This window comes from Pseudoalteromonas sp. SWYJ118 (genome assembly GCF_015864505.1).
In the GTDB taxonomy this organism is placed as follows: Bacteria; Pseudomonadota; Gammaproteobacteria; order Enterobacterales; family Alteromonadaceae; genus Pseudoalteromonas; species Pseudoalteromonas arctica.
In genome coordinates, this window is the sequence record NZ_JADYXC010000032.1 from 1 (window position 1) to 24,486 (window position 24,486).

A 24,486-nucleotide genomic window follows, 5' to 3' on the forward strand; every position below is an offset into this window, starting at 1 on the left:
CTTTAGCAATTCGACGGCTACTGATCAAACCATGTGCATAGCCCAGTAAAATAATCTTTAGCATTACCGAAGGTGGATACGCCGCCGCGCCCGTTTTGTCATTGTTGTACCACGCGTCAAAGCCCGATAAGTCGAGTTTATTTTCGACAATATAACAAAGGGCATACTCAAAGGTGCCAGGCAAAATTTGCTCAGCGAAATTGATAGGAATGAATTTATTTTGACAGGATAAGTCAGGCTTATAGTTAGCCATAACAGTTTACCGTGGGTGAATAATATCTATTAGATCACAGCGAATGAATGGATTCAAGGTTAAAAAGCAATCAATTGAAAATAGTAGAATACGTTCCTAGAAAGAGTAATTCTACAGCCTCAACGCCTTGCTAAGAGGCAAAAAAATGTTGGCTAAAATGTTGAGGAACGAAAACAGCCAACTGTTTTTTGTCCTTTTGAGCAGCTTGTTAGATGCGATTTTAATTAAACACCTTTTCTAGCAACGAATGACTTACCTTCATAACTCAAAGTTAGGTTGTATTTCTTCATGCTCTTAAGTTTGTTATTTAACAAAATATGACCACTTACGTTACATACTTGATAAAAGTCATCATCGTTTGACGAGAGAATGTCCGCAGTGCCTTCAATATATAATAATTTATCGGAATGAAATACTATCGATGTAATAATAGTGCCGTCACACCACATTGCCTCGGGGAAAACATCAAGTTGTAACCTACTACTTAAAAACCATTCAAAATCACTTTGTAAAGTTTGAGTAGTATTTTCGTTTAATTTACTCCGAACATTTAATAAGTCAGAAACAAAAATATTTTCACTTTTGCGGATAGAGTTTTTTATTAACCTCTTGCTTGCAATCATTCTTTTATAGCTCTTACTGCTATATTCATAGATAAATTCACGAGAATTAGGTGAAATGTATATTGATTTAACGATACCATCTTTAAGAGTTAGGTACATTTCACTGTCAGGAGCAGTGACTTCTCTATATCTTTCGGAGCCTTCATTAACAATTAAGTAAGGAAACTTATTTACGAGTTCATTCAAACTTAATCCGATGATACAAATATCATCCAAACATGCATTGCTTGAAGTGATATAACAACCATCAAAACGAAACTCTAAATCAGGATCAAAAGACAATTCCAACCCTATTTTTTTATAAATCCATTTTTCTGACGTAATTTCATCTTGACCGTCAGGGTTACAGATTTCATCAGGTAGACCTAAGAAGGTTTTAATCTCCTCCCTGAACATACCAAATTCAACTTTTTCAACACCAGTATTAGGATAAATATTCATAGCATCTAACGAGCCTGTAGATTAACTCGTTTTAAAATTTTTTTATTGATAAACAAACCATAGCTGAGTTCCTATTTTGGTTCAATTGATTACTGTATTTTTACGCAGCATATAAAGAAGTGTTTGGTGTTGTTTAAATTGGCGTTTTGGAAGCGATTACGAGTGGTTGAGTGGTTTTATTTAGGTTAAAAGGACTTCCCCTTCTTAATGCATCGTGTTTTGCAGTTTTTCTATATTATGAACAAGGCAATACAGTTGCCATTGCATATTAACTTTCGTTTGACCCCGTAAGGTCAATTTATTCATGCCCTTATTGACGGTAATATTGCCGAACACGGGTTCAATACAGCCTAATCGCTTACTGTATTGTCGTCGCCCTATGGGGCTATCTATTTTTACTTTCATTTTGTCTACATAGCTCAGCTTTTTGCGTGATTCATTATTTATAAACTGTACTTGTCGCCCCGTTTTAATGGGTAGTTTTCGCATGCATTGCTGCTGTAGCGGGCACGTTTTACAGTCTTTTAAGTAACCACAGAATCGCGTGTATTGCTGGTTATGACTTTTTACATTAATCCCACTTCGCCACATATCATTGCCTGCGGGGCAGCGGCATGTTTGAGTTGCCTCATCATAATGAAAATCGTCTGAGGTAAATAAGCGTGGCTTGCCTTTGCTGCGTTTTAGTCGGCGCTTTTCTTGCTCCGTTTCGTATGTTTCGCTGTCTTTAAACAGCGGATTTCGTTTTCTAAATTGGTTATCCGCAATGTAGGTATCGAACCCACTTTTCGCCATGTATTCAAGGTTCACTTCGCTGTTAAACCCACTATCTGCGGTGAATTTAATCGTGTGATCGTCTTTGAGCTTGTCAGTGTTCAATCTATCGAGTTGCTGTTTTAATTGTGCAACGGCTGGCTGCAGAGTTTGTTGCTCGCCTACTGAGCCCCACGCTTGTGCTTGCAGGATGATTTGATGTTTATCATCGTTTATCGCGATGCCGTTGTAGCCTTGAATTGTGCCTTTTGAGGTCGTCATCTTCGCACTGTCGGGGTCAGTGATATTACTTTTAACAGGCTTGCCTTTACTGCCTGTTTTTTCTTTGTGAGTGGCTAAAAACTCAGTGATTTTATCTGCACTTTTATCCAGCTTTTCTTTTTGTTTTAAGTCCTGAGCTATCAACTCTTCGCCCAGTCCATCTTGTGATTGGTGGCGTTCAATTATACGTTTGCTTGCGCGTTCTAATTTTGCTCTTTTGCGGCTTAACTCATCGAATGTGCCGCTCCACTCTTTACTCGCATTGGACTTTAATTTACACCCATCAATGGCAAACATGTTGCGGCCTATCAAGCCTTCCTCATCACATATCATCAGTACTTGCGTAAAAAGCGGCTCAATCTGCTCATGCATTTTGGCCACGAATCCCGCTATAGATGTGTAATGCGGCTGGATATCACCCGACACACTCATAAATAAAATGTTCGTCTCACACGCTTTAGCAATTCGGCGGCTACTAATTAAACCATGAGCATAACCCAGTAAAATAATCTTTAGCATTACCGAGGGTGGATACGCCGCCGCACCCGTTCTGTCGTTGTTATACCACGCGTCAAAGCCCGACAAGTCGAGTTTATTTTCGACAATATAACAAAGGGCATACTCAAAGGTGCCAGGCAAAATTTGTTCAGCGAAATTGATAGGAATGAATTTATTTTGACAGGATAAGTCAGGCTTATAGTTAGCCATAACAGTTTACCGTGGGTGAATAATATCTATTAGATCACAGCGAACAGATGGATTCAAGGTTAAAAAGCAATCAATTAAAAATAGTAGAATACGTTCCTAAAAAGAGTAATTCTACAGCCTCAACGCCCACTTAAGCGGACAAAAATAGTTGGTTAAAATGTGAAGCGAAGCGGAACCTAACCAACTGTTTTTGTTCCGTTTGAAGTGCTTGTTAGGTGTTTTTTACACTAGAGAATAACTCACCTAAAGTTAAATTCTCATGCCACAATTTATTAAAGTTGACACTATATTTATTTTCGATGTCTGTTGCAAGCGTTTCAACTTCCAGTGAATCAGCCATCCATTTTGATGGATAAAGCTCATGATATATATCTAAAATTTTATCGCTAGGTGAAAAGTTGAGCTTGTCTTTAGTTGAGAATGCAAAGGCATCCGTAAACAAAATAAGAAATTCACGAATATCATCTTTACTACTGTTTGGAAATGCAGATTTCCAATATTTACCCATACATTTCCGCAAGCGATATTTCTTGGGTAAGCCGTCACCATAAAATGCCGAAGCAAGCCAAATAACAACTACAAGCACAACAATATAAGTAACGCTCATAAAACACCTAACGTCTTAGTATTTATACGTTACGTTGTTTGTATCGTATAAATACCTTGTTGAACGAAGCATGCTCCTCACTCAACGTTTTTATTGGTATGTTTAATGCTATAGGAATTCTCTTTTTTAGGGAAGTTGTTGATTGCAGTTTTATTGGTCACCCTTTTACTACTAGACGGGTTAATTACTGTTTATTCATTACATTTCTACGTTCTTTTATATCGTTTCTGCCTGCTTATTGTCTACTGTCATCCTTTTTATTTATTTTAGGCAATACCGCATCTAAGCTGATCCTCTGCCACACCAACTTAGTTAACGAGTTGCTTTTAACTGTTTGACTTACTACTCAACCAGTATTCATTATTATGCCTCCCGTCGCTAGGCCGTCGATTTTTACATCCTTTATACATAGGCTTTTCATTATCAGCTGCCCTTGCTTACATGATGGGCACGGCCAATTAACTATCATCGCACCTGTTGTATCTGACTTTCCCTTATTTTTAGTCTCATGCTTGTCTGTTTGTGCGCTGATAATACCCCTTTTTTTTGCTCTACACGCACTGGCTAAAAACCCGTAGTGCCGTATTCGCATAAACCCACTTGGGAGCACATGCAGTAAATAGCGCCTAATAAATTCTATGCCTGTTAATGTCATTCGCTTTATTTTGCTGTCTCGGTAGTCTTTATAACTAAACGTGACATCATCTTTTGTTACTTGCTTAAGCCGTCCTTCATGCAACATGCCTTTACGTGTGTAGCGTCCAAGGTATTTCAACACCGTTTTCGCTTCGGTCAAATTCACTTTGCTGTGTACGCACCATGATTTTGTCATTAACAATTCGTTTTGAGGTATCGTTAGTTTATGCGCCCTAATGGCTGCTAGCATTTTTGCTCTAAACACGGTTGCTAAGGCTTTTACTGCAAATAAATACGGCTTTTTAACACCCCGCCACTCACCTGACGATGTTAATACGCCACCTGGAATTAAACAGTGCAAATGAATATGTTGAGCTAGGCTTTGCCCCCATGTATGTAAGACCGCAGTCATTCCTAACGTGCCTTGTAGCTGTTTTTTACGCTGCGCAAACCGACTAAGCGTTTGCCATACAGCATGAAATAAACAGCTGTAAATCTCACGCGGATATTGCCTTGCTAATCCATTAAGTTCATGAGGGAGTGTAAATACCAGATGAAAATAAGGCGCATTGATGACATCTTTACTTTGTTGTTCACTCCATTGATCGCTAACATGCCCTTGGCACTGCGGACAGTGTCTATCTCTGCATGCGCAGTACACCGTTTTATTATGCTCGCAGCGATCACACTGCCATTGCTGAGCGCCTAACTTTACGGTTCGACAGTCCTGTATATGCTGACACACTCGCTGCTGTTGATAGGTTAATGCATGGACTTTTTTATAGTTACTGAGGTGTTGCGCTAAGACATCCGCGACATGATGCATTGCTGCCATCTTAATCCTCCTCCCACGCAGCCATTAAATCATGGCTACTATGTGCCATCTCTGGCAACCAATGCAAATAACGCTCTGTCGTACGAATACTCGTATGTCCGAGCTGTTTTTGTAACTGATGAAGCGGCATACCAGCTTCAATTTGATGTGTAGCATAAGCATGACGCAAGCTATGCGCGGATACATTTTTTGTAATTTCAGCCCGTGCTACCGCACGTTTTAATCCACGACTAAACGTTTTTGCATCAATCGCTTTTTCTTTATCCCAGTTGGTACAAAACAGTATACTGCCAAGGGAAAAGCCTGCTATGTAAGCGTTTAACCGCCTTGCTGCACTTTTAGGTAATATGACACGACGGTCTTTATTGCCTTTTCCTGCTCTAACCCATAGGCAGTCTTGGCTAAATTCAATATCAACAACCCGTAAATTCAGTAATTCACTTATTCTGAGCCCACACCCATAGCAAATACAAAGCATGATTTTTTGTTGTGCAGATACCGTATTTAAGAACAGACGATGAACCTCATCTCGTGTTAATAATATCGGTATTGTGTGTGCCTTTTTAGGCAATACAATATCAATAGTAAATGAGCGCTGTAGTACATATTTATATAAAAAATTAACGGCATTGAGTTTTACTGCAATCGTTGCACGCGACAAGTGCTGTGTTAGATTTACATACCTAAAATACGCCTCAAGCTCTTCCTTATTAATTAAGTCAGGCGATTTATCGTAATAATTAGCTAACTGAGCAAGTGCATTTATATAAGATTCTTCGGTACGTGGTGAGTAGCCTCTTAAACGGATCTCGTCTATGACGCGTTGTCTTAATGGGGTCATTGGTTTTCTCCTGTGAATAGGGGGAAGTCCCAATGACAAGTGTGGCAATTATGCTGGAGGTTGCTAGCTCCGCGTAGCGGCTTTGTTCAACAGCTTATTGAACACCACTTTGGGGGTTTATAACACCCCAAAACGGCGTATATTACATTGTTCAATAATTCCACTAAATAACTTTAATGTAAACAAGTATTTAGGCATGTTATAAAAAGCCCTTTGTTATTTTGCACCAAAACGGCGTTTAATAATGTTATTGGACAAAATTAAATTAGCTGTTTATATAAACAGTTACTTCTGTAAGTTAGCTTTATTTATGTAGCTACCTTTTACGACCATAATTAACAAACGTACGGATACTAAGCGCTACACAAGCTTATTGAGGCTTACTTATACTGGATTAGCATTTTTTTACGCTTTAATAGCTGGCGTTTAGCCTTATTCGGTAAAAAACGTTATTAAAAAATTAAGAGGAGTAATAGGAAAACTTTGGCTTTATGTATTAAGCACGTATGAGCTAAAGCATTGGTTAGATAAGCGAGCCTTAACATATTAACGATACAGGCTCGCTAGAGGTGTTTATGATAAAAACGAATGAGTGAGGTGCTTACTTTACATCAAAGTTCACGTGGTCAAAATATGGATTTTTCTCACGCGCTTTAAGTACGCTGATTGTAGTGAGCACGATGTGTTGCAGCTCGCTATTTACGTTAACAACTATGCATTCATCTCTATTTGCATTGCGTTTTGTGTCAGTTGCTACGCCACATACACCATCACCATTTTTTAATATAAGCTCAATACTTAAACGGTGCATACAGGCAATTTCGATATAGTCGTATTGGTTGCAACTGATCATAACGTCCTCTTTATTTAGTCGGTTTAAAAATCATTAAAAAAGCAATAACAACAAGGTTGGCTATATACCAAAGATCTTTAATTACAAACTGACCTAAACGTTCCAATAAAGTGGAAGAACTAAATGCACTGGTTGCAGTAATTAAGAATGTTTGAGTCATCATAAATACGCTTAAACACGCTAAGCCACTTACAATAATTAACTTTTTATTATTTAAAAATAGCCCTAAGCCCAATAACACAGCAAATAATACATCAAACCCGCCAATCACGTTAGATGCGCCTTGTACGCTAAATACCGTATATAACCACGACATAAATGGTGAGGTTTCTACTAAACTTACAATGCCTTTTGCTTCAAACTCATAAAACTTCATGCCGCCAATCCACAGTAAAACCATAGCAACCGGTATAAAGTTTAAAAGTACGTGTTGTTTGTCGGTAAGTTTGTCTTTATAAAATAAAAACAAATATAAAGGGATTACAGCAAAGTATTTAATTATGCCCTGTCCGCTACCAATGATTGGAAAACCGCCAAGTTGCGCCATCCAACGGTTGCTAGCAAATAATGTTAGTAACGGGACGATGCTAATTACAATAGCTAACACGAGTGCCGCTGTAGGCTTTATTAATTTAAAATGCGCAGCTAAGGTTGTTGCTACTAGTGCGAGCATAATTGAGCCCGCCAATAAACCTAATGTATTTACACCTATTAACGCATCAAGCTCATAAAAGCTAAATGTAGCCGTTAACGTATTAGGATTTGCACCTAACGCAAACGATAAGCCAAGCAGTAGAAAGCTCAATGAGAGTAAAAAAGAAAGTGCGTTGTTTGTGTGTTTTAAGTTCATTGTATTTCCAAGTATTCGTTAAGACTTACAAAGACCTTACAAGCCGATAAAACAATTCAAACTAACCCTTAAAAAATAATAGTTGATTAAGTACAATGTAAGCTCTCATTTGGTAATTTAATTATTCATCTTTAGTTTATGGTTTATTACCTCTTTATTAATAAAATTAAATAAGTCTAATATTCATATGATGTGCGTCACCTGTTTTATTATTAAATGAAGTAAAATAACGTTGCCTTTTCAATACACAGAATGCATGCATTTCTATAACTTAGGGACATTTTTTAATGAAGGGTACTGATATTCGGGTTACCTCTGGACTGATTTCTATAGCCATTGTTTTACTACTTTGGTTTGCTGTACCGCCTCCGCAAGGTGTTACCGAAAACGCATGGCATTTGCTCGCTTTATTTATTGGTACTGTTGTTGCCATTATTGGTAAAGCAATGCCTATCGGCGCCATTGCTATTTTAGCTATTACCTCTGTTGCGTTAACCGGCGTAACTAATGACAGCCCATCTGGCGCTATTAAAGATGCATTAAGTGGCTTTTCTAACTCATTAATTTGGTTGATTGGTATTGCTATTATTATATCTCGGGGGTTAGCTAAAACCGGTTTGGGAAATCGTATTGGCTATAATTTTATTTCTCTTTTTGGTAAAAAAACAATTGGTATTGGTTACGCACTCGCGCTGTCTGAACTTGTTATAGCGCCTGTAACGCCAAGTAATACCGCGCGAGGCGGCGCTATTATTCACCCAATAATGAAGTCGATAGCAACAAGCTTTGGCTCGTCCCCTGAGGAAGGCACATCTCGTAAAATTGGGCACTACCTTGCTTTAGTGAGCTACCATATAAACCCTATTACATCAGCTATGTTTATTACAGCGACTGCGCCAAACCCTCTAATTGTAAAGCTTATTGCTGATGCTACCGGTGCAAATATTAGTATTACTTGGGGTACATGGGCGCTGGCAGCGCTTGTTCCTGGTTTGCTATGTATTGCCCTTGTGCCTTTGGTTGTTTATGCCATTTACCCACCTGAAGTTAAAAGTACGCCCGACGCTAAAAACTATGCAGAATCTAAATTAACTGAAATGGGCCCAATGAGTTATGGCGAAAAAATAATGGTGGGTGTTTTTGCTATGCTGCTTGTTTTATGGGCCGGTGTACCCGCAATGATTTTAGGGGCTGACTACGCAGTTAACACAACCGCAGTAGCTTTTTTAGGTTTATCGGTTTTATTAGTGACTGGTGTATTAAGTTGGGACGATGTACTTAAAGAAAAGTCTGCGTGGGATACCGTTGTTTGGTTTTCAGCATTAGTAATGATGGCCACTTTTTTAAATAAACTAGGTTTGGTAACGTGGTTTTCAACACTTGTTGAGAGCAACATTGCGCAACTGGGTTTTGACTGGATTGTATCGGCCATTATCTTGGTAGCTGTGTATTTTTACGCTCATTACTTTTTTGCCAGTACCACAGCACATATTACTGCTATGTTTGCCGCATTTTACGCCGCAGGTTTGGCGCTTGGCGCTCCGCCTTTATTTTTAGGTTTACTATTAGCTGGCGCTTCATCACTCATGATGTCGTTAACGCATTACGCAACAGGCACCTCTCCCATAGTGTTTGGCTCAGGCTATGTATCATTAAAAGATTGGTGGGTAATGGGCCTTATAATGAGCATTATTAATTTAAGTGTATGGGGAGTTATTGGCGGGCTTTGGTGGAAAGCACTTGGGTATTGGTAGTACTATAAAGATAGTAATGTCTTTGTTAATTTAACCAGCATATTTAACTCTATGCGCTTGTTTTAGTTGTATCTAATTAAAAGCGCTATAGCCCTAAAAATATAAACATTAGGGCTATTATTAGGAAGCATTAAAACTTTATAAACGACTGGGTTTTACCATTCTTGATGAAGATAATTACGCGTACCGCATGCAAACACGGGCTACTCGTAGCTAAAATTAGTCGCTTTGATCTCTGAAGTCTTTTTTTCTGAAAATAGTTAAATGCCAACCCCAATGCAAAGAGCCTAATCTTAAAAAGATAGTCGTGAAAAATGAGCCTAAAATACACCAAATATAATCTACATTAAGGCTAAATAAAGCGGCATAAACTGCACCACCCGCTAAACACGCAGAGGCGTAAGGTTCGCTGCGCATAACCGTTGGCACCTCACGGCAAATTACGTCACGTATTAAACCACCAAATATACCTGTAGTGATACCCATGGTAATTGCGACTACCATGCCAGAGCCATTAATGAGTGCTTTTTCTATCCCCATAATATTAAATAGCGCCATACCAACAGCATCTACCAATAAAAAGTAGTAGTTATTAACGCGCGGTAAATATCGAATAAATGAAATTGTTGCTATAACGGCCCCATAGGTCGAATATAGATACTCCGGGGTAGCAATCCAAAATACCGGTTTGTTTAAAAGTATATCTCTGAGGGTACCGCCCCCTAGTGCTGTAACGGTTGCAACCACTACGACGCCAAAGCCACTAATGTTTTTTTCATACCCAAGCAATGCACCTGCAACAGCAAAAAATGCAACACCGAGTAACCCTAGTACCATAAAGTATTCAGCAGTCATGGTAATTCCTTTTTAAAGTTTATCAGGAGTTGTATCAACTTACGTGCCAAAAAACACCCCTTAAAAGTTGAATTAACTTTAAAAAATACATTTAAAAACAACGCTGTAATTTACACTGAATACAGTTTGAGGTTAGGTTTTATGAAAGGTTATATTTGAGAAGGTAATTATTTTAAAAGTAGGTATTTTTTACACGTTGTTTATAAGTAGGCCCATAAATTAAGCTAGCGCTATTTATCCACTCAAAATAAGCAAGATAGCCTACAAAAATTGACTCAAAGATTAATAGGCTAATACCTATCCAACTTGCAGAATTACATAAAAAATAACGCTGACATCTACCCTAATTTTATTGTTGACGTAGGTCGGATAAATGACGAAGCCATGCCATCCGACAATTAATTTATAAACAAAAATGAGAGTTTATTGTGTTGGTAATTAGAGTGGATGACATCCTAATTTTCATTAAGTTCACTCAAAAAAACGCCCTATATCGTCTGTCATTTTTACTGGTAAACCGTTACCAACCATAAAGTGATAAAAACGCAAATCATCAATCAAGTCAGGGGCTGATATTTCTATTTCTCGGTAGGTCGCGTCTCTAAATTTAAACCTTAAGGTATGCTCAAACCGCTTCGTTTGACAATAAAGTACTTCTTCTAGCTCAGACACCTTTATATTTATACCAAGTAATTTAAATTCACCATTCGCAATATCAATAGCTTGTGATTGCTTATTATTTGTAGATAGCCATTCAATAACCACTCCTAAAGAAGATAATCCAAACAAATATAAAAACTGATGCAATAAAGGTTTTTCGTTAATTACTTCCATGTAAAATAGCAAAATGACAATAAATAATGCTGATAAAGCCAAACTATAGATTATTTTAAATCCGGGTAATTTTTTTTGCCTAGGCAAAGCTGCCATAATTAATATCCTGATTAATCTACATAACTCACTTTTGTTCCCGCGAAATGATCATGTAAACATCGTTTATCTTTTCCAAATATAAATAATGGATTAACAAAACCAGCTATAAACTGACCTACCGAAGGGACAAGTGATAAGAGTTGCATAGAAAGCATGCGTTTAAAGTAAATTGTAGTAAAGCTAGCTTGTGTACCATCTAAATTTTCAATACGGATAGACATTAAAGATTTACCAATTGTTTGTCCGCGTTGGTACATAAGGTAACCATGAAGCACTAACGTGCTTAATATGCCATAACCTAGCAAACCTGCAGATAAAGTAAGTGTTGGTTGGCTTAAATTATCAAACCCTACGAGTATGAATAAAGGTATAAAACAAACAACACCTAAAACGCCATCAACAATAGCAGCCACTAGCCTATCTGAGCGCGTTGCTTTTTCTCCTGCTAGTTTTGATACAATATTTTCAGATGGGCTCTGTGCTTCTCGCGTTTTAATTAAGTCGTCTATTTCTTTTGCTCGATCTGGGTAGGCTTCGCGATCTATAACTCTCGCTGATGAGTAAAGCTCATCTAAAGTGTAGGTAGAAAAATCTATTTCAGAGTCCATAAAAGCTAAGTCCGTATCTTCTTTTTATCGTAATTTAACATAATTAGTTTAGGTTATTCAATTATTTATGTGTTTTTAATAACATACCATAACGTGTTGGCGTTTGTATAACTCGACCCGCAAGCGTACTGCTAAATAGCGCGTATCAGCAAGCTCTTTTATATTCATTATAAAAAACATGTCCTTTTGGTCAGGTTTAACCACACCATAAAGCATTTTCATTAATGTGCTTTTACCAGCCCTATTTCCACCTTGGATTTAAATAGTAAGAGCATTCACTTTACCGTGCTTTATTTTTAAGGTTACTGCGTTATTACCTACACCTCTACAGTTTAACCTACCAAACCAACAACTAACCAATCGGTCAACAATGGCATAGTAACTGCAATAAACTTACTAATATTAAAAAGTATTTTTGTTACCCGTGCGCAAACAACAAGAAAAAACATACGCCAAGCCTTTATGTATCAGGGCTTTATAAAAATTAAGGGGGTCTGTGTGATTCAATTTTTATTAAATAACACGCCAATTGAAGTACAAGAATGTTCGCCAAGTCTCACCATTTTGGACTGGCTACGCACCAAAAAAGGGAAAGTGGGCACCAAAGAAGGGTGTGCAACTGGCGACTGTGGCGCGTGCACAATTTTAGTGGGTGAGGAGCGTATAAATGCAAACGGGCAAACTAGTTGGCAATACAAAACAATGAACAGCTGTTTATTGTTATTAGGTAATGCGCATGCAAAACATATAGTAACGGTAGAGGCTGTGACTACTGGCTTATACCCAAACTTAACCGATTTACACCCTGTCCAACGTGCACTGGTAGAGTGCCATGGTTCGCAATGTGGATTTTGCACGCCCGGTATAATAATGAGTTTGTTGGCTCTTTATATTAATGAGCCAACATACCCTGGTAAAAAAGCGGTTATTCATGCACTTGGCGGTAACTTATGCCGTTGCACAGGTTATAGCCCTATATTACTTGCAGCCGAAAAAGCCTACAGCTATGAACGTAAAGCTGAACCGTACTCAGCAATGGCCGCTCAATTTAAAGCCTCACTTAATACGCAATATGATGACGATATTCCATTTTTAAAAAATGGTCCTCGCAAATTTTATTTACCACAAACTGCACAACAACTTGTTGAGCTAAAAGCGCTTTATCCTTATGCACATTTAGTTGCTGGTGGTACCGACTTTGCCATTGAGCTTAGCCAAAACATGCTCTTACCAGATGTAATTATCTCCCTTAGCCAAGTAAAGGAGCTTTGCACATTAACTGATAACAACGGAGAGCTACACATTGGTGCAGCACTACCTTATAGCCAATTTGTTGATGCATTTTATAACCATTACCCAGAGTCAAAAGAGCTATTTGAACGCTTAGGATCAAGCCAAGTAAGAAACAGCGGCACACTCGGTGGCAGCATAGGAAATGCCTCTCCGATTGGCGATCCAGCTCCCCTTTTAATCGCGCTTAATGCATCAATGGATTTATTAAGCAGCACTGGTACGCGCACTATTAAAGTTGCCGACTACTTTATTGATTACAAAAAAACGGTTCTTAAAAGCGATGAAGTAATTAGTAAGTTCACTATTCCAAAGCGCCCAGAGTCACTAAAACTGGCGTGTCATAAAATATCAAAACGCTTTGAAGACGATATATCTACCGTGTGCTTGGTGCTTGCTATAGAGCATTCACAAAACATGATTACTCAAGCCCGCTGCGCTATGGGCGGTATGGCAGCTATTCCTAAGCGCGCGCAGCATATTGAGCAAAAGCTGATATCTCAATCATTACAAGTAAGTAGTTTTATAGACGCAGCTACCGCTATTAACGATGACTTTACGCCCATGAGCGATGTACGAAGCAGTGCGCATTACCGCGCTACGGTAAGCAAAAACTTATTACAACGCATTGGTATTGAGTTTTGTGAGCCGCAAGCACGCAACAATAACAACATTGCCATTACGAGGATCTCACATGCGTCACTTTGAAATGGATAAACTAAAAGCGCAAGGTGGTAGCGTTGGACAATCTAAATATCACGAAAGCGCTATTAAACAAGTTTGTGGCAGTGCAAATTTTGCCGACGATAATCCTGAGCCTTACGGCTGCCTGCATGCCTACCCAGTGCTCGCCCCTGTTACAAGCGGCTTTATTAAATCAATAGATACAAGTCTCGCACTGGCAGTTGAAGGCGTTAAACGTATTTTATCGGCCGAAGATGTTCCGGGTAAATTAGATATTGGCCCGGTATTTCCAGGTGATGTACTGCTGACCAGTCATGAAATTCAATACCACGGACAACCTGTGCTGGTAGTAGTTGCCGACACCTATGAAATAGCGCGCCGCGCTGCACGTTTGGTGGTTATAGAGTGCGAGCAAACTACGCCCATACTTGATATTAAAGAAGCCATTAGCAAAGAGCACTGGGTGAGGCCGCCCCATTCACTTAACCGTGGTAACAGCGAACAAGCCATTAATAACGCAGCCCACCAGCTTAAAGGCGAAATAAACATAGGCGGGCAAGAACATTTTTATTTAGAAGGCCAAATAGCGCTGGCGCAACCTGATAACGACGGGGGCATTCATGTTCAATGCTCAACGCAGCACCCAACAGAGGTGCAGCACTTAGTTGCTAAAATTTTAAAAAAGCCATTTAATTTTGTAAACGTAGAAACACGCCGTATGGGCGGTGCTTTTGGCGGCAAAGAAACCCAAGGCGCACCATGGGCATGCCTTGCAGCCCTTGCGGTTTACCACCTTGGCTGCGCAGTAAAAATGCGCCTAGCCCGCAGCGACGATTTTAAATTAACCGGTAAGCGCCACCCTTTTTATAATCAATACCATGTTGGTTTTGACGAAAATGGTTTAATAGAAGGTGCCGACATTACCGTAAACGGATTTTGTGGCTACTCGCCTGATTTATCGGATGCAATTGTAGATCGCGCCATGTTTCATGCCGACAACGCCTACTACTACCCAGCCGCCACAATTAAAGGTAATCGCTGTAAAGTAAATACCGTAAGCCATACCGCATTTAGAGGATTTGGTGGCCCGCAAGGCATGATCATGGGCGAGCTAATAATGGACGATATAGCCGCCACATTAGGTAAAGATCCGCTTGAAATTAGAAAACTCAATTTATATAAAAAAGGCCGCGACACCACGCCGTACCATCAAACCATAGAGCAACATATTTTAAAAGATATGATAAACCAGCTTGAGGAGTCGGGTGACTACTGGGCACGTAAAGCCGCTATTAAAGCATTTAACATATCGTCACCTATTATCAAAAAAGGCCTTGCGATGACGCCGGTTAAATACGGTATTTCGTTTACTGTACAACACTTAAACCAAGCCGGTGCATTAGTACATGTATATAGCGATGGCTCTATACATTTAAACCACGGCGGCACCGAAATGGGCCAAGGGCTCAACACCAAAATTGCGCAAATTGTGGCCCATGGCTTTGGGGTCGATTTTAACACGGTAAGTATTAGTGCTACGCGTACCGACAAGGTACCAAACACTTCACCAACAGCGGCCTCAAGCGGTACCGACTTAAACGGTATGGCGGCGCTAAATGCAGTAAACACAATAAAAGAGCGCTTAATAAACTTTATTACCGAGCACTTTGAAGTAGACAGCCAAAGTATTACATTTAAAGATAACCTCATTACTTTTAGTAAAGGGGAAATTAGCTTTAGCGAACTTGCAAATCTTGCTTACATGAATCGTATATCGCTTTCATCAACGGGTTATTACGCCACACCAAAAATTCATTACGACAGAGCTAAAGGCGAAGGCCGCCCATTTTTTTACTACGCTCACGGCGTAGCACTGAGTGAAGTAGAAGTAGATACGCTTACGGGCGAAAACACGGTAACCCGCGTTGATATACTGCACGATGTAGGCAGTTCAATTAATCCAGCACTTGATATAGGGCAAATTGAAGGCGCCTTTGTGCAAGGTATGGGCTGGCTAACAACCGAAGACTTACAATGGAATAATAAAGGCCAGCTTGCAAGCTTTGGCCCAGCCAACTACAAAATACCAGCTATTGGCGATACCCCTGCCGAATTTAACGTCAATCTTTATAACTCAGCAAATCCAGAAACCACCGTGTTTAGATCAAAAGCCGTAGGCGAGCCGCCATTTATGCTGGCCTTTAGTGTATGGAGCGCCATTCGTAATGCAATAAGCAGTGTGGCTGATTACAAATACACCGCCCCACTGGATACACCCGCAACCCCAGAGCGAGTATTGAGTGCAATTGAGCAAACCGCTAGCTGGTTTAAGGAGAATCAACATGACTAATTTAAATGAGTCGTTTCAGGGTTTTCATACTCAAAACTGGGCGCAGGCTATAAACGAGCACGAAAAAAGCGGCACTAATTATGTTATTGCCACGGTGCTTGGCACAAATGGCTCAACCCCACGCGGCACAGGCTCAAAAATGGTAATAAGCGGCGAGCATATTTACGACACCCTTGGCGGTGGCCACCTTGAATACGTAGTAATAGAAAAAGCCCGCGAACTACTTGCCAAAGGCGAAGCCGCCCAAGTAATTGAGCAATTTAACCTAGGTGCAAATTTAGGCCAGTGCTGCGGCGGGGCTGCCACCGTTATGCTTGAGTGCATGCAATGCGAGCGCTTTACCCTCGACATTTATGGCGCAGGCCATGTAGCACAAGCGCTTATTGGTATATTGGCACAGCTGCCTATTCGCATACGCTGGATAGATAGCCGCGCCGATGTATTCCCACAGGCTATTCCAAATAACGTAGTAAAAGTGGTTGATGAAGAGCCAACAGAGCAAGTAAAACGTGCACCAAAGGCTAACAACTACTTAATATTGACCCATAACCACCAGCTCGACTTTGCACTCACCCAAGCCATTATTAAACGCGCTGATGCCAATTGGCTGGGCGTTATTGGCTCTGACACTAAAGCAAAACGTTTTAAACAACGCCTAGCACATCGCAATTTTACAGCCGATCAAATACAACAAATGACCTGCCCTGTTGGGCTTAATAACATTACGGGCAAATTACCAATGGAAGTGGCTATTTCGATTAGTGGACAGCTAATTGGCCTTTATCAGGCTATGCAAACCCAAGCGCCAAAACGCCAAGGCTTGCAATGGCGCACACTAAAAAATGCCTTAATTAGCACCACGCAGGAGGAAGTAGACGCATGAGTAGCTTACAAATAAATACGCTAAATGATGCACAAGCAAAACAAGCACTTGAGCATTGCTGCGCGGCCCCTAACTGGGTGGCGGGCATGGTAAAAGCAATGCCATTTAAAAGTGCTCAACAGCTGTTTGAATGCGCACAAAGCATATGGGATAGCCTTGGCGAAAGCGACTATTTAGCTGCCTTTGAAGGCCACCCGCAAATAGGTGATTTATCAACCCTTAGCAAAAAATACGCTGCTACCGCACAAAAAGCGGGGCATGAGCAATCAGGTATGAGCAAAGTAAACGAAGCCGTACTAACCAAAATGATTGCCCTTAATAAAGAGTACCTGAACAAGTTTGGCTTTATTTTTATTGTGTGCGCCAGCGGTAAAACGGCCGAACAAATGCTCGAACTCATAGAGCAGCGCATGCACAACACCCGCAGTACAGAGCTAAATATTGCCGCGGGCGAACAAGCCAAAATAACAAAAATAAGATTGGAGTCATTGCTATGAATAAAAGTATGAAAAAAAGCCCTATAACCACCCATATACTCGATACCAGCACAGGAAAACCAGCAGCAAACGTTGCTGTTAAGCTATTTAAACTTACAAATAACGAATGGGTGCAACTAACCCAAGGCACAACCGATAGCGATGGGCGTATTACCGACTGGCTAAATACAGAGATAGAATTTGCAACCTATAAGCTAGTATTTGATTTAGATAGTTATTATCAAAATCAACCTACCCCAGCGTTTTACCCAGAGGCGCAAATTACCTTTAGATTACAAGATAAAAAGCATCATCATATTCCGTTATTACTTAGCCCATTTGGCTACTCAACGTACAGAGGCAGCTAATAATGAGCACGCAAAACAATAATAACTTAACAGTAGTTTGTGCCAACATACTCGATTTTGTAGACGACCCTGCCATAGCAGGCGACAACGCCCATCGCTATTTTGAAAAAGGCGCGTTAGTTATTCAACAAGGCAAAGTAGTTAAGCTTGGTTACGAGCAAGACATACTGCCAAGCTTAGATAAATCAGCCACTATTATTCGCCACGATGGCAAATTGGTTATGCCCGGCATGATAGACACCCACATACACTTACCACAAACCGAAATGGTGGGGGCGTACGGCGAGCAACTGCTAAGTTGGTTAACCGAGTATGCGTTTCCGACAGAGAAAAAATTTACGTGTAAGCATTATTCAAAAGAGATCTCTAATCGCTTTTTAGACGAGCTACTGCGTAATGGCACAACCACTGCCCTTGTATTTGGCACTGTGCACCCGCAATCGGTTGATGCGTTTTTTAAAGAATCACAAAAACGCAATTTACGTATGATTGCCGGTAAAGTAATGATGGATCGTAACTGCCCTGACGACTTATCTGATTGCGCGCAAACAAGCTATGACGAATCCAAAGCCCTAATAAAAAAATGGCACAATGTTGACAGGCTAAGCTACGCAGTTACACCGCGTTTTGCCCCCACATCAACCCCTGAGCAACTTCAAAAATGTACTCAGTTGCTTGAAGAATACCCAGACACCTACCTGCATACACACTTATCTGAAAACAAAGACGAGTGCGAATGGGTTAAAGGGCTATTTCCAGAAGCCGAAGATTACTTAGGCGTGTACGAGCAAGCAAAAATGGTACGTAAACGCTCAGTATTTGCCCATAGTATTCATTTATCTGAGCGCGAACTTTGCTGCCTTGCAGATAACAATGCGGCAATATCGCACTGCCCTACCTCAAACCTATTTTTAGGATCAGGACTTTTAAATTTAAAAGCCTGTGAAGAGCACGGCATAAACGTAGGCATGGGTACCGATGTAGGCGCAGGAACAAGCTTTTCTATGCTACAAACAGGTAACGAAGCTTACAAAATCCAACAGTTACAAGGTCAAAAGTTTTCAGCATTTAAGGGGCTGTATTTAGCAACACTCGGCGGTGCTAGAGCGCTCGATTTAGAAGGGACAATTGGTAATTTTGAAGCCGGCTGTGAAGCCGATTTTGTTGTAATGGATTGTTCGGCAACTTCGTTTTTAAAATTTAGAATACAACATGCCAAAACCCTACATGAAAAACTATTTGCAATGATGATGTTAGGCGACGACCGCTGCGTTGAGCAAACCTACATTATGGGTAAAAGCGTGTATAAGCGCGATGATAACAATCAATTTTCAGACACCCGCTCACCGGTATTAGAAGAGGCTTAACTGTTATGGAAAACTATTTATTTGAGCTTGCTCATTTAGTACTGCGTTACTTTCATGTTATTGCTGGTATAGCCTGGATTGGCGCTTCATTTTATTTTGCATGGCTTGATAACAACCTACAAACACCACCGCTGTGGAAAATCGATAAAGGCATAAAAGGCGATTTATGGGCCGTGCATGGCGGTGGCTTTTACGAAGTGGCTAAGTATCAAAATGGCCCAGAACAAATGCCTCACACCCTGCATTGGTTTAAGTGGGAAGCCTACACAACGTGGATCACCGGTATATTACTATTTAGCTTACTTTATTATGTTGGCGCCGACGTATACTTAATTGATAACAGTAAAAGTGAGCTAAGTAAATTTGCAGCTATTGGCGCATCCCTTGGTTTTATTGGCTTAGGTTATGGTGTTTATCGTTTATTGTGTAAAACCCCGCTGGTTGAAAACGGCAAAGTGTTTATTGCTGTAGTTATTGGTTTATTAGCTCTGTGGACTTTTGGGGTTGATCAATTATTTAGCGACCGCGCTGTGTATATTCATGTAGGTGCGCTTATTGGCACGTGTATGGTTGGCAATGTGTATCACATTATTATGCCAGGGCAACGCTATATGGTAAGTGAAGTAGAAGCCGGCCGTATTCCCGAATCGCTCCCAGGACTAAAAGCCAAGCAATGCTCGATACATAATAACTACGCCACGTTACCTGTGGTATTTATTATGCTTAGCAATCACTTTCCTTACACGTATAGCCACAATTTTGGCTGGCTTATTTTAATTGCGCTGTTTGGTATTGGTATGTGGATACGCCATTACTTTAACTTAAAACATCAAGGCGTTAATAAACCTTCAGTACTTATAAGTGGTATTGCAGCATTTTTTGCCCTTATGCTAGCAATAGCACCTTGGCCCAGCAGTACAACAAATGCAGACGAAAACGCGCCTTTACAAGCAAGTATTACCGACGCACAAGCGTGGGATATAATCAGCAAACACTGTACGCAGTGCCACAGCGAAACACCTACCTCTGAGCTTTTTCAAACAGCGCCACTTGGCTTTAAACTCGACTCAATTGAACAGGTGAAAAAGTCGCAAGTACTTGTGCATACTCGCGCCGTAATAACTAAAGACATGCCACTGGCTAATATGACAAAAATGACAGACGCAGAGCGCGAAACGCTCGAGTTTTGGCTCACGGCACTTAAAAAGGAGCAATAAAATGAGCGAGCAATTTAAAAACTACCCACGAGACTTAATTGGTTATGGCCCACATGCGCCTCATGCAAATTGGCCCAATAAAGCACGTATTGCCGTGCAAGTGGTATTAAATTACGAAGAAGGCGGCGAAAACTGTGTATTACATGGTGATGCAGCCGCTGAAACGTTTTTATCAGAAATAGTCAGTGCTCCCCATGTAGAAGACCGCCATATCAGCATGGAGTCTATTTACGAATATGGCTCGCGCGCGGGCGTGTGGAGGTTACTGCGTTTATTTAAAAAATACGATATACCGGTCACCATTTTTGCAGTGGCGATGGCCCTTGAGCGCCACCCCGATGTAGCTAAAGCCTTTGTTGAAGCAGGCCACGAGATTGCAAGCCATGGCCTGCGCTGGATTAATTATCAAAATATAGATAAACAAACCGAGCGCGAACATATGCAACAAGCCATTTACGCCATTAAAAAGCTTACAGGTAAAAAGCCCAAAGGCTGGTATACCGGCCGAACTAGCCCAAATACCGCAGCCCTTGTAGTTGAGAATGGCACATTTTTATATGACGCCGACGATTACAGCGACGATTTGCCCTTTTACAGTATTAAGGAAGGTAAGCCACAACTCATTGTGCCCTACACGCTCGATGTAAACGACATGCGCTTTGCTGCCGTACAGGGTTTTAATGCAGGGGATCAGTTTTATAATTATTTAAAAGATGCCTTTGATACGCTTTATGAAGAAGGTGACCCAGAAGGTGAAAACACCCCAAAAATGATGTCGATAGGTTTGCATTGCCGCTTAATTGGCAGACCAGGAAGAATAAAAGCATTAGCACGGTTTTTAGAATATGCCCGTTCGCATGATCAGGTTTGGTTTGCCACGCGCGAACAAATAGCCGAGCACTGGCTTAAAACCCACCCGTATAAAAAAGCATAGTTTATATTTTTTAAAACATAAAAAAGCCCAGCAAAGCTGGGCTTAAATTACTTTAGGAGTAGTGAAATTTATTCAAAAGAAACGGTGATGATATTCGAACACACATTTTCTGTTACACATAATTGGTAATCGTACGATGGTAATGTAGCTCCACGCACGTAATCACGGTAGCGACCGTTATCTGCAGTGGTATCAACTAACTCACCATTACGGTAAACGCTTAATGACTCTGCACCCACTTCTTCCCAGCTAAGTTCTACACGCATCGTACCTAGGCGTGTTTTGTTAGCGCGTTTTAAGTTCAGTTCAAGGGTCACGTCACTTACAACAACGGCTTGGGTAAATGTATCTGTATTACCTTCACTGTCAGTAACAGTTAGTTCTACATCGTAACTACCCGATTGCGCATATGCATGCACAGGGCTTGAATCTGTTGATGTAGCGCCATCGCCAAAGCTCCAGCTCCATTGTGTAATGTCGTTATTGGCATCATTGCTTGTATCTACAAACGAGGCTGTTAAACCTTGCGTATCAACAGTAAAGCCTGCACGTGGCGGTTGTGCACTTACTTCGCCTATAGCGCTAAGCGTAAGTGACCAGCCATTAATTGTGCCTGTATCAGCGGCTGCAGTATCTTCTACATGAAGAGTCCAGTCACCATTTGCTACTTCGCCATTGAATGCACTAGACGTGAAGCTCTTAACAATATCATCGTTACTACCACCAACATTGCTTTGCAATGTTACCTCTGTACCTTGTGCAGATATTAGTTTTACAACTAAATCACCAGAGTAAGTATGAGTAATATCAACATCGGCGGTTGTGCCAAATACGGTTAAATCATCAGAAACATTAATTACTGAGCTAATCCCCTGTGGAGAATTATCTGGAATTGCTACGCTACCAGTACTGCTGTAGGTAAAGTCATTTAACCCTAATGGTTGTATCATTAATTCAACCGATTGCTGTTTAACAATATCACCCGCAGTGGCAGTTACGGTAAACTCGTAATCTCCCCACTGAGTATCAGTATCGGTTTCAACATTTAGTATCACGTCATCACCAGGGCGCGCTGTAAGCGATGATAAATAAGCACCACCTAATGTTGTTGATAATTCAAGCGTTACTTCCTCATCCCACTCGGCAATTGAGCCAATTGTAAATGTATAGCTTGTAGCCTCTCCAGCTATAATTTGTTGGGTAAGCGGGCTAGCTGATATTTTAAAACCAGGAGTTGGATCCGCATCAATAAGTGCTTGGTTAACATTAAGTCGCGTACCGGCTACCGTTTTCCCCTGCAGTGCAGCATTAGCATCGCCCGAGCTCATTAATAAATCTTTAAGTTCTTGAGTAGATAACTCTGGATTAATAGATAAAACTAGCGCAGCTGCGCCAGCAACATGCGGCGTTGCCATTGACGTACCAGAATACGATGCATAACTTTCACCCGGTGTAGTAGATAAAATAGCTGTACCTGGTGCGCCCATATCAACACTGGTTAAGCCCCAATGAGAGAACCACGAAATATCATCAGTTTGGTTAGTACTTGCAACCGATAGAACACTCGCATTTTCGTAGTTTGATGGATAATGTGGGTTTACATCGTTATCAATAGTGTCGTTACCTGCTGCAGCTACAAACAGTAGCTCCGCAGCTTCACTTGATTCGATTGCATCAGCCAGCGCTTGGCTATAGCCACCGCCACCCCAACTATTATTTAATACGCGGATGTTAACACCAGAGTTTTTTAGGCCAACCATGTAATCAATACACTTGATTGCATCTGATGTTGATCCATTACCTGCTGCATCTAAAAACTTACAACCAACAAGTGATACTTCATGATTTACACCCACTACACCCACAGAGTTATTACCACTCGCACCTATAGTTCCAGACACGTGCGTTCCGTGACCTTCATCATCCATAGGGTCGCCAGTATTGGTAATCGCATTGATACCATGAATATCATCGATAAAGCCATTACCGTCATTATCAATACCATCGCCTGCGATTTCAGAGGTATTTACCCACATATTGCTCGCTAAATCGCTATGGCTATAATCAATACCGGTATCGATTACACCAACAACTACATCACGACTACCAGTAGAAATAGTCCACGCTTCTACAGCATCAATATCAGCGTCTGCCGTACCACCGGTCTGACCTTCATTATTTAGGCCCCAAAGCTCATCAAAACGAGGGTCGTTAGGTGCGCTTGCAATACTTACTCGGTAATCTGGCTCAACATATTCAATAGCTTGATGAGACTTTAAACGCTCAATAGCTTCTTTAGTGCTCATGCCAGACACTTTAAATTTAGCAAGGCGACCTGAGAATAATGATGTGAAGTTATCATCAACTTCATCATTATTTAAATCTGTAATTTTTGCTTTAACCAAGCTTCGTGCTTGTTTACGCATTTGAGGTGTTGCATTTTTTTTATATTTAACAATAACAGAGTCACTGCTTGCAGCTGCTTGTGGAAGAGCTCCTGCATCAGGTAATTTAGCCGAAGCCAAACAAGGTAGTAAAGCAAGCGTAATAATAGATAATTTTGTTTTCATTGTTCTATCCATAGTTGGGTTAGCTTAGAAGCACTAAGCGGGTTTGTTCACTATTTCAAGTACAAGGGATCACGTGGCAAGTTATAAGCAAACTAGTAAATACGATATTTGACAAGTTAAAAAGTTAAAAAGAATTAAAAATCATAAATTTTGACCAGTTTGGCTATAAAAAAAACACTAAACACAGTCATTTTAATGAACTGCCCCATTACAACCTTACCCATTATAGGGTCAAACTTTTTTACTGCTTTTGCTTGCTATTACATTAAAACCCACCAATTACACACATAAACCGATGATAATAAAAGGTTAATTATTTGGTAAAAAATGATGATTTAAGAAAATGAAATAGGGGAATACAGTTAATGGGTGATTATGAATTTGAGCTTAAACTTTGTTAGTTCAATATTTATGACAAATTAAAACTTAATTATTTATAGTCACATATTACGCTTCACCTACTTCTAAAGTTACGCAAGCGGATCACAAAAAACATATCGGCACGGCATGCTGAA

At 40.4% G+C, this 24,486-nt stretch carries 21 protein-coding genes; 9 read left to right on the plus strand and 12 right to left on the minus strand.

Going from position 1 to position 24,486, the window contains the following annotated elements; all coding sequences use genetic code 11:
* The 8 genes from I6F48_RS19505 to I6F48_RS19540 form a co-directional block, all read right to left on the minus strand.
* Positions 1-253 (minus strand): transposase (locus I6F48_RS19505; RefSeq protein WP_197120112.1); only part of this gene is annotated, 253 nt, incomplete at its 3' end.
* A 224-nt stretch (positions 254-477) separates the two neighbouring features.
* Positions 478-1,317 (minus strand): hypothetical protein, encoded by an 840-nt coding sequence (locus I6F48_RS19510; RefSeq protein WP_165729589.1) that lies wholly within the window; start codon positions 1,315-1,317, stop codon positions 478-480.
* A 204-nt stretch (positions 1,318-1,521) separates the two neighbouring features.
* Positions 1,522-3,060, minus strand: a complete 1,539-nt coding sequence (locus tag I6F48_RS19515) for a transposase (protein WP_165729590.1) — start codon at positions 3,058-3,060, stop codon at positions 1,522-1,524.
* 211 nt (positions 3,061-3,271) lie between these two features.
* The gene (locus I6F48_RS19520; RefSeq protein WP_197120113.1) at positions 3,272-3,667 is read right to left on the minus strand and encodes a hypothetical protein; all 396 of its coding nucleotides are present in this window, start codon (positions 3,665-3,667) and stop codon (positions 3,272-3,274) included.
* A gap of 346 nt (positions 3,668-4,013) precedes the next feature.
* Complete coding sequence (locus I6F48_RS19525; protein ID WP_331460708.1) at positions 4,014-5,138, minus strand: IS91 family transposase; 1,125 nt, start codon at positions 5,136-5,138, stop codon at positions 4,014-4,016.
* Between the two features lies 1 nt (position 5,139).
* The gene (locus I6F48_RS19530; protein ID WP_197120114.1) at positions 5,140-5,979 is read right to left on the minus strand and encodes a tyrosine-type recombinase/integrase; all 840 of its coding nucleotides are present in this window, start codon (positions 5,977-5,979) and stop codon (positions 5,140-5,142) included.
* 601 nt (positions 5,980-6,580) lie between these two features.
* The gene (locus tag I6F48_RS19535; protein WP_197120115.1) at positions 6,581-6,832 is read right to left on the minus strand and encodes a Rho-binding antiterminator; all 252 of its coding nucleotides are present in this window, start codon (positions 6,830-6,832) and stop codon (positions 6,581-6,583) included.
* 10 nt (positions 6,833-6,842) lie between these two features.
* A complete protein-coding gene (locus I6F48_RS19540; RefSeq protein WP_197120116.1) occupies positions 6,843-7,682 on the minus strand; it encodes a DUF417 family protein in 840 nt (279 codons plus the stop codon).
* A 287-nt stretch (positions 7,683-7,969) separates the two neighbouring features.
* Between I6F48_RS19540 and I6F48_RS19545 the strand changes: the two genes are divergently transcribed.
* Entirely contained in the window at positions 7,970-9,436 is a 1,467-nt protein-coding gene (locus I6F48_RS19545) for a DASS family sodium-coupled anion symporter (protein ID WP_197120117.1), read from the plus strand.
* A 219-nt stretch (positions 9,437-9,655) separates the two neighbouring features.
* On the opposite strand, the gene I6F48_RS19550 is transcribed toward I6F48_RS19545, so the two are convergent.
* From I6F48_RS19550 to I6F48_RS19560, 3 genes are all read right to left on the minus strand, one after another.
* Positions 9,656-10,291: a trimeric intracellular cation channel family protein gene (locus I6F48_RS19550; protein ID WP_197120118.1), complete on the minus strand. Its 636-nt coding sequence runs from the start codon at positions 10,289-10,291 to the stop codon at positions 9,656-9,658.
* A gap of 471 nt (positions 10,292-10,762) precedes the next feature.
* Positions 10,763-11,221, minus strand: coding sequence for a hypothetical protein (locus tag I6F48_RS19555; protein ID WP_231615271.1), 459 nt, complete (start codon positions 11,219-11,221; stop codon positions 10,763-10,765).
* 14 nt (positions 11,222-11,235) lie between these two features.
* Positions 11,236-11,832: an RDD family protein gene (locus tag I6F48_RS19560; RefSeq protein ID WP_197120119.1), complete on the minus strand. Its 597-nt coding sequence runs from the start codon at positions 11,830-11,832 to the stop codon at positions 11,236-11,238.
* A 498-nt stretch (positions 11,833-12,330) separates the two neighbouring features.
* Here I6F48_RS19560 and xdhA point away from each other — a divergent pair, with 498 nt between their 5' ends.
* Genes xdhA through puuE form a run of 8 tightly spaced genes read left to right on the plus strand, consistent with a single transcriptional unit; the run spans position 12,331 to position 21,401 of the window.
* The gene (gene xdhA, locus I6F48_RS19565; protein ID WP_197120120.1) at positions 12,331-13,830 is read left to right on the plus strand and encodes a xanthine dehydrogenase small subunit; all 1,500 of its coding nucleotides are present in this window, start codon (positions 12,331-12,333) and stop codon (positions 13,828-13,830) included.
* Positions 13,817-16,156: a xanthine dehydrogenase molybdopterin binding subunit gene (gene xdhB / locus I6F48_RS19570; RefSeq protein ID WP_197120121.1), complete on the plus strand. Its 2,340-nt coding sequence runs from the start codon at positions 13,817-13,819 to the stop codon at positions 16,154-16,156. Before xdhA ends, xdhB begins: the two co-directional genes overlap by 14 nt.
* Positions 16,149-17,039 carry a xanthine dehydrogenase accessory protein XdhC gene (gene xdhC / locus I6F48_RS19575; protein ID WP_197120122.1) on the plus strand — a complete coding sequence of 297 codons (891 nt, stop codon included), beginning with the start codon at positions 16,149-16,151 and terminating at the stop codon, positions 17,037-17,039. Before xdhB ends, xdhC begins: the two co-directional genes overlap by 8 nt.
* Entirely contained in the window at positions 17,036-17,536 is a 501-nt protein-coding gene (gene uraD / locus I6F48_RS19580) for a 2-oxo-4-hydroxy-4-carboxy-5-ureidoimidazoline decarboxylase (RefSeq protein WP_197120123.1), read from the plus strand. The genes xdhC and uraD overlap by 4 nt, the downstream gene beginning before the upstream one ends.
* Positions 17,533-17,883: a hydroxyisourate hydrolase gene (gene uraH, locus I6F48_RS19585; RefSeq protein WP_165741026.1), complete on the plus strand. Its 351-nt coding sequence runs from the start codon at positions 17,533-17,535 to the stop codon at positions 17,881-17,883. Before uraD ends, uraH begins: the two co-directional genes overlap by 4 nt.
* A gap of 2 nt (positions 17,884-17,885) precedes the next feature.
* Entirely contained in the window at positions 17,886-19,250 is a 1,365-nt protein-coding gene (guaD, locus tag I6F48_RS19590; protein WP_197120124.1) for a guanine deaminase, read from the plus strand.
* A 5-nt stretch (positions 19,251-19,255) separates the two neighbouring features.
* Positions 19,256-20,467, plus strand: a complete 1,212-nt coding sequence (locus I6F48_RS19595) for a urate hydroxylase PuuD (RefSeq protein WP_197120125.1) — start codon at positions 19,256-19,258, stop codon at positions 20,465-20,467.
* Position 20,468: 1 nt separating this feature from the next.
* Positions 20,469-21,401 carry an allantoinase PuuE gene (puuE, locus tag I6F48_RS19600; RefSeq protein WP_197120126.1) on the plus strand — a complete coding sequence of 311 codons (933 nt, stop codon included), beginning with the start codon at positions 20,469-20,471 and terminating at the stop codon, positions 21,399-21,401.
* A 68-nt stretch (positions 21,402-21,469) separates the two neighbouring features.
* Here the strand turns inward: puuE and I6F48_RS19605 are convergent, their stop codons facing one another.
* Positions 21,470-23,971 carry a S8 family serine peptidase gene (locus I6F48_RS19605; protein ID WP_101216331.1) on the minus strand — a complete coding sequence of 834 codons (2,502 nt, stop codon included), beginning with the start codon at positions 23,969-23,971 and terminating at the stop codon, positions 21,470-21,472.
* Positions 23,972-24,486 lie beyond the last annotated feature (515 nt).

Bases quoted from the DNA above. Each gene is read 5' to 3' on its own strand.
- I6F48_RS19510 (WP_165729589.1), bottom strand. From the start codon at position 1,317: ATGAATATTTATCCTAATACTGGTGTTGAAAAAGTTGAATTTGGTATG.
- I6F48_RS19515 (WP_165729590.1), bottom strand. From the start codon at position 3,060: ATGGCTAACTATAAGCCTGACTTATCCTGTCAAAATAAATTCATTCCT.
- I6F48_RS19520 (WP_197120113.1), bottom strand. From the start codon at position 3,667: ATGAGCGTTACTTATATTGTTGTGCTTGTAGTTGTTATTTGGCTTGCT.
- I6F48_RS19525 (WP_331460708.1), bottom strand. From the start codon at position 5,138: ATGGCAGCAATGCATCATGTCGCGGATGTCTTAGCGCAACACCTCAGT.
- I6F48_RS19530 (WP_197120114.1), bottom strand. From the start codon at position 5,979: ATGACCCCATTAAGACAACGCGTCATAGACGAGATCCGTTTAAGAGGC.
- I6F48_RS19535 (WP_197120115.1), bottom strand. From the start codon at position 6,832: ATGATCAGTTGCAACCAATACGACTATATCGAAATTGCCTGTATGCAC.
- I6F48_RS19540 (WP_197120116.1), bottom strand. From the start codon at position 7,682: ATGAACTTAAAACACACAAACAACGCACTTTCTTTTTTACTCTCATTG.
- I6F48_RS19545 (WP_197120117.1), top strand. From the start codon at position 7,970: ATGAAGGGTACTGATATTCGGGTTACCTCTGGACTGATTTCTATAGCC.
- I6F48_RS19550 (WP_197120118.1), bottom strand. From the start codon at position 10,291: ATGACTGCTGAATACTTTATGGTACTAGGGTTACTCGGTGTTGCATTT.
- I6F48_RS19555 (WP_231615271.1), bottom strand. From the start codon at position 11,221: ATGGCAGCTTTGCCTAGGCAAAAAAAATTACCCGGATTTAAAATAATC.
- I6F48_RS19560 (WP_197120119.1), bottom strand. From the start codon at position 11,832: ATGGACTCTGAAATAGATTTTTCTACCTACACTTTAGATGAGCTTTAC.
- xdhB (WP_197120121.1), top strand. From the start codon at position 13,817: ATGCGTCACTTTGAAATGGATAAACTAAAAGCGCAAGGTGGTAGCGTT.
- xdhC (WP_197120122.1), top strand. From the start codon at position 16,149: ATGACTAATTTAAATGAGTCGTTTCAGGGTTTTCATACTCAAAACTGG.
- uraD (WP_197120123.1), top strand. From the start codon at position 17,036: ATGAGTAGCTTACAAATAAATACGCTAAATGATGCACAAGCAAAACAA.
- uraH (WP_165741026.1), top strand. From the start codon at position 17,533: ATGAATAAAAGTATGAAAAAAAGCCCTATAACCACCCATATACTCGAT.
- guaD (WP_197120124.1), top strand. From the start codon at position 17,886: ATGAGCACGCAAAACAATAATAACTTAACAGTAGTTTGTGCCAACATA.
- I6F48_RS19595 (WP_197120125.1), top strand. From the start codon at position 19,256: ATGGAAAACTATTTATTTGAGCTTGCTCATTTAGTACTGCGTTACTTT.
- puuE (WP_197120126.1), top strand. From the start codon at position 20,469: ATGAGCGAGCAATTTAAAAACTACCCACGAGACTTAATTGGTTATGGC.
- I6F48_RS19605 (WP_101216331.1), bottom strand. From the start codon at position 23,971: ATGAAAACAAAATTATCTATTATTACGCTTGCTTTACTACCTTGTTTG.